This window comes from Acinetobacter yuyunsongii (genome assembly GCF_041021915.1).
Classification (GTDB): Bacteria; Pseudomonadota; Gammaproteobacteria; order Pseudomonadales; family Moraxellaceae; genus Acinetobacter.
Map to the genome: position 1 here is coordinate 1,474,731 of NZ_CP157435.1, position 13,908 is coordinate 1,488,638.

A 13,908-nucleotide genomic window follows, 5' to 3' on the forward strand; every position below is an offset into this window, starting at 1 on the left:
ATAAAGAACTTAGGACGATTTTCGGGCTGCTAATGTACAACCTAAAATCACCAATAAAGCGATGAGTCCAGCGATACTTCCTAACAAGATATCTCTGAGCGTTTTATCTAGTGGTAGCCATGTCCATTTATGTAGATATGCAAAACTAAAACCTTCTAAAGCATCTTGTTGAGTGACTTGCGCTGCAATCACACCGCTACTTGGCTCAATATACAACCTGAGTTGATCGCTTAAATTGCTTTCAACTTTTACTACGGGTAAACGCTTATTGATGAAACCATATTCACCACCAAAACTGGTGACCCAAGAGCTTTGAGTAAAGTGATCCACTGGTAAATATAAATAGTCGGCAGCCAACTGCTTACTTTGCTCAAGCGTATTTAATTTTGTCGCGGTATTCGCATTGATCAATTCAATTGCAGGGGCAGCATTTTTAGCATGATTGTGATGATCATGTTCTTTGACTGCGGTCATGCTGCCTTGTAGCTGCGGTTTGCCTGTTAATTGAATCATCCAACCTGCTTGAGCATGATCTTGAGCAAAGGAGATCGGTACAAGATTAAGGCGTTGTATTGGTTGTTGAACAGCCTTTTTCCATGCGACAGCACTTAAATCCTGTGTATAAAATATTGGTTGAATGTTCACAATCTCTGGCTTTTTATGCCAAACATGATAGAAACCACTAAATACCCATAGCAAAATAAATACACTTAAACTGATGCCTAAATAGCGATGTAAAAAGCGAATTGGCTTGTGAGCTAAACGATGGTTCTGGCTATTACGAATCCTAAAAAATAATCCAATACCCATACAAGTCAGTACCAAAATGCCAATTAAGGCAATTTGCATCAGTATACTTTGTCCTGTCCACGGTTGATCGCCCCAAGTCCATGTATGACCTAAACGAAATATTTTCGCCATCCACATTTTTTGGTCATTGGATAGTGTGGCTAATCGAGATTGTGATGGATCGACATAAGCTCTTAAACCATTATCAAAACTTACACGCCAAACAGGCAATAGACGATTCACACTTGGATAATCATCACTAAACTCAGTGATCAGTTCGGTCGAAACGATCTGTTGTTTGGCTAAACCTGTATACCAAATTGCAAGACGTTTTGCATCTTGTTGCTCTCCATCTGTGATGAGTTGACCCGATCGACTATCAAAATACTCCGCAATGTTTTGATTTGGTTGTAAAACTCGATAAGCCACAAGTTCAGGTTGTAGCTGAATGGTTTGTAATCCTGAAAATTCTTCAATTTTATGCTGGTGTAAAACCAAAGGTGCAGGCAAAGCATTTGTTAAATTCAGTTGCTGAGGTGGAGGCATTCGTTTGACGGGTTGAGGTTGTGTTGCACTCATAATTGGATGCAACACACCTGTTAAAGACCACATCAAAATCAGAATGCCAAGCACCATTCCAAAGCTACGATGAAATTTCAGTAACTTCTTGAGTTGATTGGCATTCATTGTTTATTTTCCAAAATGATAACGCAAACCTAATAAGTAGGTTCGTGGCGCTGCAGGCGTATAACTAGCTTGATTACTGCTATATGAAGTGCTGTCAGCATAATGGACATCAGCTACATTCAGAATTTGCCCATAAATCTCATAAGCATTTTTACGATAATTTGCACGTAAATTTAGAATGGTATGCCCATCATATTTTTCAGTATTAGCATCATCAATCCAATATGAACCGACATAAACACCTTCAGCCGAAAGTAATAATGCTGGAATAGGTTTGATTTGATATTCAATTGTGCCAAAACTTTTTGGAGAGTTTGGCATTGTATTGCCGCTATAGTTGAGTATTGATGAGGGCTGAAATTCTTTATATTCGTGTTTAGCGATACTTCCAGATAACTTTAAACGTTGATCATACTGTTCAGTAATATTCCAAGTTCCACCAATTTCGATACCTTGATGTAAGGTTTTGCCTGCATTTCGTGGTTCACGGGTATTATCAGGTTTTGTATAACTTAGAACTTCATCCTTACCTTGTAAACGATATAAGGTAATTTCTCCATCCAATCGGTCATCTAAAACTTTGAAACGTAAACCCGCATCAATATTATTAAATGTAGCTTCTTTTAAGTTTGGTGTGACCAGATTTGCGCCATATAAACTACTAACTTCTGGTGGTACAAAACCTTGTGACCAATTGCTATACAGATCTAATTCAGGTGAGATATTCCATACAAAACCAAGTTGAGGGCTTGCCTTGTGAAAACTACGTTTTTCGTCTGGCGCACCTGTAACTTTAGAGGGAACAAGCTTGTTATCAAAGTCATAACCGATCCAATCATAGCGTGCACCACCAACAAAACTTAGATTCGGCAAAGCTTGCCAATTTGCTTGTGTGTACAATGCTTGGTTATTGACATCAACTTTGAAATCACGTAACAACTGACGTTGTTTGAAACCCGTATAAACTAGCGTGTTTGGATCACGAAAGACTTGAATATCATTGGTTTGAGCTTGGTTCGGCGAATGATCTGCCATTGCCCCAATGATCAATTTCACCTGATCCAAATTAATGGAATGCTGTAAATTTAAGCCATAAGATTGAAAAGCGTTATAGGTGGTTTGCCCGCTATAAGTTCCTGTAGGCTTTTTATCTTTTACATCAGTGCGAATATTGTAGCTCGGATTTTGATCGGTTGTATTATCGCGATAATATACGGTCAATTGACTTTGTTGCTGATCATCCCATTGATGGTTAATCTGTGATGAAAGACGGGTTGAGTCTACTTCTCGATATGTAAATGTTTGATAGCTATAACCTGGACGTTTGCTAAAATCATTTGCATTTAGGCTACCCGTCATATCGGTTTTTAAATGGTTGTAGCTGAAAATATTTTTGATTTGAGTGGCATCTGATATACGCCAATCATGTCTTAAGGTCACACTTTGCTTATTACTTTCAGCATGATCTTGCCAGCTATCACTACGATCACTGGCATAGGCAGACAGTCTTAAACCATGTTCACCATACTCAGTATCAAACGTATTGGATGCGCCTAAGTCTAAACGGCGATAACCTTCAGAGCTTGCACTCAAACCTAAATCAGCAGTTGGAGTTAAACTCGGTGCTTTGGTGAGGAAATTAATCGTGCCGCCAATTGCATTGCTTCCATACAAGCTACTTGCTGGGCCACGCAAAATTTCAATGCTATCAATTCCAGCTAAATTTACTTCATATAAAGCATTGTGGTTAAACACACCGACTGGACGGATTGAAATACCATCTTCTAAATATTGATAAACAGCAGAAGTGGTGATGGGTTGACGAATTGACATCATATGTTGTTCGTTGCCCAAGTCATTCATTAAGACACCTGGGGTTTGATTAACTAACTGACCAATGAATGTGGCATGTTTATCATCTATATCTTGGCTACTAATTTTGCTAATCGCAGCAGGAGTATTATTTATAGATTCACCTTCACGGCTTGCCGTGACTACGATTGTAGCTAGGGTTTTTGTTTCATTTTCAGAAGCTGTTTCAGCCAGAGTGATTGAGCTGTAGGTAATCGATAGACATGCTGTCGTTAATACTGACAAACGCAATTGAGTATTCATATTTAACTCTATAAAAGCAATAAACGAGGCTGTACCGCAGTGAGACACTGGATACGGAATGTTAAAAAAGCATTTTTATAGAGCGAGCGGTGGTGCTTGTTTAATTGGAAAAATATAGAAGATACGTGGAATTTGCAGATCTTCTGACCACGTATAACATAGGCATCGTACACGACTAAACCAAGCCAGTACAAAGATTAAAATAAATGCAATTAAAGGAATAATTGCAACAGCATCTAAACCATGTGTACATAAAGGACAATGCTTCATGATTTGACTAGCAAGAGCAAAAACCTCTTTGGCATAGTCACTCAGTTGATCATGCGCAGTCCATTGTAAATGCTGTTGATGATGCATTTCATGCATAGCGTGATGGTGACTTGAATGAGATTCAGACAACATCAAACTATTTTTAATATCTGTGACTTGGCAATGTGTAGGCATTGCATAGAGTGCAGGTACGACGCCAGTATGTACCATCGTTGGTAAGAAGATATGCCAGAGTAAACAAAGCAAAGTAATCGCACCGAATGAGGCACGCCACTTTAGCAAGTGTTGACGAAAACTGGACTTCATATCAGCAATACGTCGTAGGGGAAATGTGGCAGCAGTATAATTAAAAAAATGTTACAGTTCAAAACAAATTCAATATCTAAGAACACAAATATATGGCAGATTACCGTATAAATTTTCCAGTTTTTTCGATGACGAAGAATGGGTGTTTGAATCTAAAGGATGGATTATTTTAGTATTAACGTATAGAAATAAGAATTATGAATTAGTTTTCTACGACCCTGTTCGTTTGATGCAAACACTAAATGATGATTTAAATTCGAGCCAATATTTTTACAAGAAAATTTAATTGTAATCCCAAACGTAAATAGGGCAAATATTGAAAAAGTAGTTTTAGATCTAGTGAGTCATGAAACTTTAATGGAAAATTTAAAAATAAAAACAGGCTCATGAGAGCCTGCTTTACATCTACTTAAAGATTAACGATTTGGTAAAACATCTTTAAGTGCTTCATGCATTTCTAACAATGCTTTTTCTGTTGTATCCCAATCGATACAACCATCAGTCACAGATTGACCATATACTAGATCACATAGGTTTTCAGGAATATCCTGACGACCACCTTTAAGGTGACTCTCAACCATGATTCCCACGATTGACTTATTCCCATCCAGAATTTGCTCTGTGATGTTTTTGAGAACCAATGGTTGTAAGTATGGGTCTTTGTTTGAGTTGGCATGACTGGTATCAATCATAATCTTGTTGCTGACTTTGGCTTTTGCCAAAGCTGCTTCTGCTTCCGCAACAGAAGAAGCATCGTAGTTTGGCTTGCCATTACCACCACGTAATACCACATGAGCATAAGGATTGCCTTTGGTATTGATAATTGCCACCTGACCATTTTCATTTAAGCCGAGGAAGCTATGACCGTGCTTAACCGATTGCATAGCATTGGTCGCAACAGTTAAACCACCATCTGTACCGTTTTTAAACCCAACAGGAGATGATAAGCCTGAAGACATTTCACGGTGTGTTTGGCTTTCTGTAGTACGTGCGCCAATCGCAGACCAAGAAATTAAATCTTGATAATATTGTGGTGAGTTTGGATCAAGTGCTTCAGTCGCACATGGCAAACCTTTTTCATTTAATTCAAGCAAAAGACCACGACCAATATGTAAACCTTTTTCAATATTGAAAGAGTCATTCATATCTGGATCGTTGATTAGACCTTTCCAACCGACTGTCGTACGTGGTTTTTCAAAATATACACGCATCACAAGGTATAAAGTATCTTTTACTTTTTCACTTAATTCTTTTAAGCGATCAGCATATTCATTTGCAGCTTTAACATCATGGATTGAACAAGGTCCAATCACCACAAACAAACGTTTGTCATTGCCGTCTAAAATATTACGTACAGTTGCACGTCCTTGTAACACAGTTTGAGATGCAGCTTCAGATAAAGGAAGATCAGCTTTCAGTTCCGCAGGGGTAATTAAGGTTTGAATGCTTTTAATATTAACGTCGTCGATATCTGGCTGAGAAACTGGATTTGACTGTAGAGTATTCATTGCTGTCACAAATTCAATCGAAAGAAGAGGTTATTTTGTCTACGAATATAGCATGAAAAGCCGATTGATTAACTATCGATTCGCAAAAATTGCGGAAAACAACCGGCTTTTTTAGAATTAAACCATACTAGATGAAAGGCTTGTTTGTTGAACAACAGCAACTTTATGGGTTTCAACTGGTTTAGGTTTTGCCTTAACTGGATTAACCATAAAGTTAACACCAAGGGCAAATAATGTAATACCTAAGATTCTACGAATAAGTCTTTCTGGCATACGCGAACTAATCAAAGTTCCGACAATGATTGCAGGAATAGAACCAACAAGTAACCACATTAATAAATGAAAGTCGACATTACCTGAAGACATATGACTTAAACCAGCAACAGCTGTTAATAAGACAGCATGGACTACATCTGAACCAATAATACGAATCATCGGTAAGTTAGGAAACATAATTACGAGCGCCATAATCCCGAAAGCACCAGCGCCTACAGAAGACAGGGTAACGAAAATACCTAAAACCATGCCCATGATGACGATATATAAGCGTTTATGCTGGAGGGCATGTTGCTCACTTTCCATATTTGCTTGTTCACGATTACGGAAACGATCAAAGAACTTTTCAATTTGGCTACGAAATACAATAGAGATACCTGTCAAGGTCAACATAAAGCCTAAGACCATGGTCAGTACAGCTTTATAATGCGTTGATTGACTTAAATAATGTTCTAAAACCCAAGAGGTGGCAAAAGATGCAGGAATACTTCCAAGCGCAAGCCAAAGTACAATTGGCCATACAATATTTAGTTTTTTAGCATGTACCATTGAACCGCAAAATTTAGAAATAGAGGCATATAGCAGGTCTGTACCGATTGCAATATGAGGTTCAATTTTGAATAAACTAATCAAAATGGGGGTCATTAATGAGCCACCACCAACACCAGTGATTCCTACACAGAAACCAACCAAAACCCCAGCTAGAATAAATTCAACAGGACCAAACATAATCAATATGCCTAAATATGCAAAAACCAGCATATCTTATGCTTTTTTTAGATAACTCGTTGTGATGAATAGTGATTTACTTATGCAAAAAAAAGCTAAAGAATGTCGATGGCGGTATAAAAACTGACTGAATTACACAGCCATGTTTCATTAATTTGCACTTATGAGTTCGTAGAGTAAATCTTAGTTTGATCAAAGTGACGTAAAATAATTAATTGAAAAGTAGAGTGATTTAAACATTCTCTATTTTGCTAAAATTTTATTTTTGTTAGGTTTTAATTCATTAACCCATAACACAAGTAGAAATGTAATCGGTGTCGCAAATAGCCACCAACTTACAAATCCTATAGCGTTTCCATATTCAAGACAGAGTAGGCTTCCTGCAATTAAAAAGCAGAGGTAAGCAAAAAATTTGAAGAGAGTTTTATAGCGAATGAGATATACTTGCTTCGTTTTGCTGATTTGCTTAGAACTACATTTATATAAGAAGGTCATTCCAATCAGTATCAAAATTAGACTCAAAAAAATCATGCCTTCACCTTATTTTTCGCTAATTTTGTTTTAATTTTTTGTATGGACTTTTCCTGAATAGGTTGAATATATCTAAAAATAAAAATAGCGAATAAAGCGCAAATGAGTAAGAATAAATCAACACGTAGAAATAACCAATAACTTGAAAGGTCTGAAATTAATCGATGATTATTGAGATACACTAAGTTATATATTGGTAAAACAACTGCAATCAAACCGAAGAAGAAAACTTGTGATTTCCATAAATATTGTTTAGGGGTGAGTAGGGCTACAATCAAGCTCAGCATCCACACACTAAAAAAAGTATAAATTTCATAATTTGGGGTGGTTTCAGTAATATGTATCAATCTATTTGAAAAAAGATAACCTAGCATGGCGATTGGTAAGCCAATAAACGTCGCAACATTCAAACGATCCACTAAATAAAAACCAAGATGAAACTTCTCAGATTTATTTTGGATTTGGCGCTTCAGACTCCATAGTAGTAGTCCTGACGCAATCATCAAACAACCTAGTATTCCTGAACAAAAGAAAGCAAATCGTAGTAGTGGTTGCGCAAATGTAGCCATATGTAGACCATAAACGCCTGCATTTAAGGTTGCTACTGCACTATTATTTCTTGTGTTGCCTAAAATTTTTCCAGCACCATCTAGGGTAATTTGTGTTTGATTTAAGGTAATGGAATGATCTTCCAATTGTTTAAAAGTGATTTTTGCTTGATTAGTATTTGGATTTTTAACCTCAATCGTTGCTAATTCTTCGTTCTCCCAGTGCTGTGGTAATTTCTCTAATAACACAGTGATTGGCTGCATATCTGCTTGGGTTGGGGGAGAATCGATATTGGTTGTTTGAGAGATTGTTCTGATCTCCGTGAAATATTGAAATGGCTTTTCAGGATATAATTGTTTCATACCCCACGGTAAATATAAGTAAAAGAAAATAGCTAAACCAGTAAAAGTAATCGTCAAGAAAAAGGGAAGAGCAAGTACAGAGCAAATATTATGAAAATCGAGCCAAGAGCGTTGTGATTTAAAAGTTCTCAATGTAAAGAAATCCGTAAAGATTTTTTTATGGGTAATAATGCCCGAAACCAATGCAATCAACATAATAAAAGCTGCGATACAAACGATTAGGCGTCCAATAAGGACAGGTAATCCGTACAGCTGAAAGTGGAAATTATAAAAAAAGTCACCACCTTGTGTTGTAGAAAGTTTAAGTTCTTGACCAGTATTTGCATCCAAGTCTCGGCTTTCATAACCACCTATACTTTTTTCCCAATAAATTTTATTGACAGGTTCTTCTTTATTTGCAACTTTGATATACCAAGATTTAGCATCAGCTGCATTTTTTTCTAAATACTCTGTTGCTGTTTGAATAGCCGTTACTTGATTAATTTGATAATGCGATAGTTGAGGCTGCATCCATAAATTAATCTGATGACGATAATAGGCACTCGTTCCCATCAGAAAAATGGCAAATAAAAGCCATCCAAAAATTAAACCCGTCCATGCATGTAGCCATGCCATAGATTGGCGTACACTTTTGTTTTGCATTATTAACTTAAACCTACAGATAAGCCGAATAAAGTACCTGCCAAAATCAAGCTAATCCAAGTAAGTTTTAACAAAGAATTCGTGCAGAAACTAACAATGATGAATAGTAAATAAAAAATTATTGAAATAAAGGCAGCCAAATAAATGGCTTCAGCTTTAGCGAATGAATGAAGAAATAATGCAGTCAGACATAAGCTCAAATACATCATGCAGACGTAACCAACACTAAAACTCAAGGTAAAGCGGTAAAAAATACTTAGGCGATAGATGAGCGTAAGTGATGATGATTTTGCCATAAATGATTTTTAACTAGCCAATAGGAGAATAAATATCAAATGAAAATGATTATTATTAATATTAATAAATTGAAAGTAAACTCGCAATCATTTAACTATCGTTAATCAAGATAATTTTTAAAGTAATGAATGGAATTTTAGATCAAACATTATATTCACCAATCTTGAACAATTTGGATAGCTTATTATGATTCGATGTAAAATCATTTTGTTAGAATCATTCAAATATTTCAGTGGGGCATTGGTCTTGTTAAAGCAAAAACTAAAAATTGGTATCGTGGTGGGAGAAGTTTCTGGAGATACTCTAGGAGTGAAACTCATGCGCAGTTTTCGCGAACAAGGAATTGATGCTGAATTTGAAGGTATTGGCGGTCCACAAATGATTGCTGAGGGTTTCCATAGTTATTATCCAATGGAAATTTTATCAGTAATGGGCATTGTGGAGGTTTTGAAAGATATAAAGAAGTTATTTGCTGTACGTGATGGTCTAGTTGAACGTTGGACTGAACATCCAGTGGATATTTTTATTGGAATTGATGCACCTGATTTCAATTTACGTCTTTCTAAAACAATAAAAGAAAAGAATTTACCAATTAAAACAGTTCAATACGTAAGTCCATCTGTTTGGGCATGGCGTCAAGGGCGGGTACATGGTATTAAACGTAGTATAGATTTAGTGTTGTGTTTATTCCCATTTGAAAAAACATTTTATGAAAATTACGATGTTCCAGCAGCTTTTGTTGGGCATCCACTAGCCAAACAATTACCTTTAAAAAATCCAATTGTAGAAGCAAAACATCAGCTTGGCTTATCTGCACATGAAATGCACGTTGCTTTATTACCAGGAAGTCGAAGAGGTGAAATTGACAGACTATTGCCTTTGTTAATTGGGGCTGCGGAAATACTACATAAGAAATATCCTGAACTAGAGTTTCTGATTCCAGCAATTAATGATGCTCGAAAACAACAAATTGAACATGGTATTCAAAATTTAGATGTCACTTTAAAATCAAAAATTTATATTTTAGAAAATACCGATGCTGAATCTAAAATAGGTCGTATGGTCATGAATGCGAGTGATGTTGTCGCACTAGCATCGGGAACTGCGACGCTTGAAGCAATGTTATTACATCGCCCAATGGTGACTTTTTATAAGTTACATTGGTTAACTTATATGATTGCTAAGTTTCTCGTTAAGATTCCATACTACTCTTTACCTAATATCATTGCAGGTAAAAAAGTCATCCAAGAATTAATTCAAGCTGATGCAACACCAGAACACCTTGCTTCTGAAATTGAAAAATTAATGGATAATGAAACAGCACATATTCAGATGATGCAACATCTAAGCATGCACAAACAATTAATCTCAGGAGATACTGAAAATCCTGTTGATGCAATTCTGAATTGTTTAAAAACAAATTAAGTTAAAAAAGGTGGCATTTCAAATGCCACCTTATCATTTACGTTCTTAAAATCATTTCATAGCCTGTGTATTTACGAATATTGATGACACCAATATCGAGTAATAAATATTGCCCTTTAATGCCATGTAAAACACCACGAATTTTGGGTGTTTTATCCAAATTTAAGGACTTAATTTTTTCTGGATATTGTTCAACTGGGTAAATAAATTCTTTAGGCAATTCATGTTCTAAAAATTCAAGTTCTTCATTGAATTCTAGGTTTTGGCTAAACTCATCTCGGATCGTTTGAATTTTAGGTGCAAATTCTTCCAAGATCTGGTCACGTTGCTCAATTAAATTCAATGGTTCAGCTTCACCTTTAAGGAGCTTACGCCAATCCGTCTTATCGGCAATTTGTGTACCAAATAAAGTTTCTAAATGACCAGATAAGCGGCGAGAACCAACTTTTAAAATAGGTAAAGCTTGGGTTGCACCCTGATCTAACCATCGAGTTGGCATATTAACGATACGAGTAATTCCAATTTTTAGTGCGCTTGAATTAGCTAAATATACAATATGAGGTTGGAAACAAACCTTATGTGCAAATTCATCATCACGACAAGTTGCAAGATGATAATGGCAAGTCTCAGGTTTCATAATACAAAGATCACATTCAGCTTTGGTCTTGAAGCACTTGAAACAGTGACCTTGTGAATATGATTTTGGAGTCTTTGCACCACACGAAGTACAAAAAATATTTCCAGTCCATTCAATTTCTAATTCTTGACCTAGTACGAAGGGTAGATCAGTTTCTGAACGATCTAATATAAATTTATATTCAACATTTGCCTTGCTGGTTGGTTGATCAGTTACACTATGCGTTTTGAGCGCTGCGTGCATTTTGTGACAAATGCCTTGTAGTTCCATCAATAAACTCTCATCTTTCTCAATCAAGGGTTGCAGTTATGGCTGAACAAAATGTCATCACTTCTATGCTAGACGATTTATCTAAAGAACAGCCCATTCATACTGCACTTTGTATCGGTCAGCAAATTGATCAAAATGCTGAAATTCAATGGCATCATTTTAACGTAACTGACTTTTTAAATCTGCCATTTACACAACGTTATGATTTAGGTTTTGTATTATTTGATACAGAGCAAATGCAAAACATCACTGAAACACATAAAGCGCAGCTTTTAGTGAAGTTACGCGACTTAATGGCAAAAAGGATTGTTGTTGTTAGTAAACGAAATGATGAAAAGCTATTACGTTCACTAGGTTTTACTCAACTTATTGATAAAACTACTCATGATAGTGATTTTGCTCTATGGCAATTCAATATTTTAACTTATAAACATGTTCCTGATTGGTTTAACTCTAAATTTTGGGCAAATCCAGAAAATTGGAATAAATTTCGTTGGTAATTTCTTAGACTGTACTGCGGCTCTGAATAAGCCGCAGTTATAAAATAATACTCTGTACACGACAAATTTCATAGGGCCCTTGTCCTATCAGGCTTTTTCTTTCTTAAAATTGCGAGCACTTTCTTAAATTCTTCTTTTTTTCCAAAACCAATCAAACGTAGAATAGCCATTTGAACATAGTCCAAACCGTATCGAAATAAACTTACTGAAAGTCGTCCATGCTTCTTTATTTTTATCGTTTTTTTTCGATCATGTTGCCATTCACCTGTTAAATAGCACCAACAGAAACCGATCGCTAGCACTGCTATCAATTTCTTGACTCGTCTAGGGTCTGTTAAACGAGTATTTTCAAGATTGAATCCACGTCCTTTGAGACAACTAAATAAGGTTTCGATTTCCCAGCGTAATGCATAATCACGAATAGCAGAAGCATTAAACATACGAGAAACAACAAGTAAAAGTTCTCCATCTTCTAATCGTAGCGCACTAATATACAGTTTCACTCGACCAACCCAAATACGTCGTTTACGACATTCAGTTTGACCAACTTGAAGATGACGAAATAAATCACTAATTTTATGATTCTTGGCTAAGTGATTGGTCACAATAAAGTTTTTTTAACACGTATACAGAAGTTAATGTCATTTTCAATTCACCATGTAAACCATTTCTCACCGATAAATTCTCTGTCTGCGAACACATTCACAATACGATCTTTACCAAAAATGGAGATAAAGCGTTGAATCAAAGCAATACGCTCTTTTGTATCTGAATTTCCACGTTTATTGAGCAATGTCCAAACAATAGGTATCGCTATTCCACGATAGACGATGGCTAACATCAAGATATTGATATCTCGTTTTCCCCATTTCCAGTTAGTTCTATCCAAAGTTAATTGGACTTTATCGAATGAAAATATATTGAAAATTAACTGAGAAATTTGACGATAATCGAAGTACTGATCTGCAAAGAAGCGTTGTATACGTCGATAAAATGATTGTGGTAAGCACTTGATGGGTAAGGCTTTAGATGCAGAAGAAAGATTACATGTCTGTTTTATAATTAATGCCAGCATAATCAGTGTAAAACATTTTACATGTGACTTGTTCCACTTTAGATATTTGTTTAAGATGAGATATAACTCATTGAAATGTGTCATCATATTCGTCGTCAGAAAACAAGTATTATGCCATTATTTCAATGAGTTATCTTTTTTTGTCGTGTACAAAGAAAATAATAATAAACTGATGAAATGTTCTTGCAAATTTTAACACTTTAACTTTGTTTTCATGTTGAAAAGCAGCGTATGCTTTTCGAATAAATAATTCTAACTGGAATATAAAAATCATGACAGATTTGACAAATATCGTAGAGATTTTAGCGAAACAGGCCTTAGGCGGTCAGCAACAATCTTCACAAAATAGTGGTTTGGGTGGAATTCTTGGCTCTGTTTTAGGGCAACTTAGTGGTCAACAACAAAACAATCAAAATCAGCCGCAAAGTGGTTTAGGTGGAATCCTAGGTTCAGTTTTGGGTCAGTTAGGTAGTACGAATAACAATACATCTCAGACAAATAGTAATACTAGTGGTAACACAGCACAAACATTACTTATAGCCGTATTGCCGTTGGTTCTTGCTTGGATTCAAAAACAGGGAGGCTTACAAGGGGCATTAGATAAACTAAAAAGTACAGGTTTATCCAATCAGGTTAAGAGCTGGGTCGATCCTCAACAAGCAAATGCTCAAGATGTTCCAACCCAAAATATTCAAAGCTTGTTTGATGATCAAGATATCGAACAGGTTGCTCAACAAGCACAAGCGCCAAAGCAAGAAATTTATAGTGCGATTGCTTCTGTACTACCTCAAGTGATTGATTCTTTGACTCCGCAAGGAAGTAATACCAATCCCCAAGAAGCAAATCAAGATATTCAACAAATATTGAATTTGGTGAGTGGTTTTTTAAAAAGATAAGTATATAAAAATAAAAGGGCGAAACGCCCTTTTATTTAACATTT

Annotated in this window: 12 protein-coding genes and 1 pseudogene; 3 read left to right on the plus strand and 10 right to left on the minus strand. The window is 36.0% G+C overall.

Annotated elements, in window-relative coordinates; genetic code table 11:
* Positions 1-9: 9 nt before the first annotated feature.
* The 8 genes from ABLB98_RS07045 to ABLB98_RS07080 form a co-directional block, all read right to left on the minus strand.
* The gene (locus ABLB98_RS07045) at positions 10-1,476 is read right to left on the minus strand and encodes a PepSY domain-containing protein (RefSeq protein WP_348882935.1); all 1,467 of its coding nucleotides are present in this window, start codon (positions 1,474-1,476) and stop codon (positions 10-12) included.
* A gap of 3 nt (positions 1,477-1,479) precedes the next feature.
* A complete protein-coding gene (locus ABLB98_RS07050) occupies positions 1,480-3,591 on the minus strand; it encodes a TonB-dependent receptor (protein ID WP_348882934.1) in 2,112 nt (703 codons plus the stop codon).
* Positions 3,592-3,666: 75 nt separating this feature from the next.
* Positions 3,667-4,167, minus strand: coding sequence for a hypothetical protein (locus ABLB98_RS07055; protein WP_348882933.1), 501 nt, complete (start codon positions 4,165-4,167; stop codon positions 3,667-3,669).
* A gap of 416 nt (positions 4,168-4,583) precedes the next feature.
* Entirely contained in the window at positions 4,584-5,675 is a 1,092-nt protein-coding gene (locus ABLB98_RS07060) for a 3-deoxy-7-phosphoheptulonate synthase (RefSeq protein ID WP_005160221.1), read from the minus strand.
* 117 nt (positions 5,676-5,792) lie between these two features.
* Positions 5,793-6,680: a sulfite exporter TauE/SafE family protein gene (locus ABLB98_RS07065; protein ID WP_348882991.1), complete on the minus strand. Its 888-nt coding sequence runs from the start codon at positions 6,678-6,680 to the stop codon at positions 5,793-5,795.
* A 243-nt stretch (positions 6,681-6,923) separates the two neighbouring features.
* The gene (locus tag ABLB98_RS07070; protein ID WP_256415542.1) at positions 6,924-7,211 is read right to left on the minus strand and encodes a DUF1634 domain-containing protein; all 288 of its coding nucleotides are present in this window, start codon (positions 7,209-7,211) and stop codon (positions 6,924-6,926) included.
* Entirely contained in the window at positions 7,208-8,764 is a 1,557-nt protein-coding gene (locus ABLB98_RS07075; RefSeq protein ID WP_348882932.1) for a PepSY-associated TM helix domain-containing protein, read from the minus strand. Before ABLB98_RS07075 ends, ABLB98_RS07070 begins: the two co-directional genes overlap by 4 nt.
* Positions 8,765-8,766: 2 nt before the next feature.
* Positions 8,767-9,060 (minus strand): hypothetical protein, encoded by a 294-nt coding sequence (locus ABLB98_RS07080; protein WP_348882931.1) that lies wholly within the window; start codon positions 9,058-9,060, stop codon positions 8,767-8,769.
* Positions 9,061-9,307: 247 nt separating this feature from the next.
* Here ABLB98_RS07080 and lpxB point away from each other — a divergent pair, with 247 nt between their 5' ends.
* On the plus strand, positions 9,308-10,486 hold the full coding sequence (gene lpxB, locus ABLB98_RS07085; RefSeq protein ID WP_348882930.1) for a lipid-A-disaccharide synthase: 1,179 nt from the start codon (positions 9,308-9,310) through the stop codon (positions 10,484-10,486).
* A gap of 37 nt (positions 10,487-10,523) precedes the next feature.
* Here the strand turns inward: lpxB and ABLB98_RS07090 are convergent, their stop codons facing one another.
* Positions 10,524-11,393 carry a DUF2797 domain-containing protein gene (locus ABLB98_RS07090; protein ID WP_348882990.1) on the minus strand — a complete coding sequence of 290 codons (870 nt, stop codon included), beginning with the start codon at positions 11,391-11,393 and terminating at the stop codon, positions 10,524-10,526.
* Between the two features lie 38 nt (positions 11,394-11,431).
* Here ABLB98_RS07090 and ABLB98_RS07095 point away from each other — a divergent pair, with 38 nt between their 5' ends.
* Entirely contained in the window at positions 11,432-11,893 is a 462-nt protein-coding gene (locus tag ABLB98_RS07095) for a DUF6231 family protein (protein WP_004662088.1), read from the plus strand.
* A 68-nt stretch (positions 11,894-11,961) separates the two neighbouring features.
* Here the strand turns inward: ABLB98_RS07095 and ABLB98_RS07100 are convergent.
* Positions 11,962-13,052, minus strand: a pseudogene (locus ABLB98_RS07100) (IS4-like element ISAba33 family transposase).
* A 188-nt stretch (positions 13,053-13,240) separates the two neighbouring features.
* On the opposite strand from ABLB98_RS07100, the gene ABLB98_RS07105 reads away from it, so the two are divergent.
* Positions 13,241-13,864 (plus strand): YidB family protein, encoded by a 624-nt coding sequence (locus tag ABLB98_RS07105; RefSeq protein ID WP_348882559.1) that lies wholly within the window; start codon positions 13,241-13,243, stop codon positions 13,862-13,864.
* Positions 13,865-13,908: the final 44 nt, after the last annotated feature.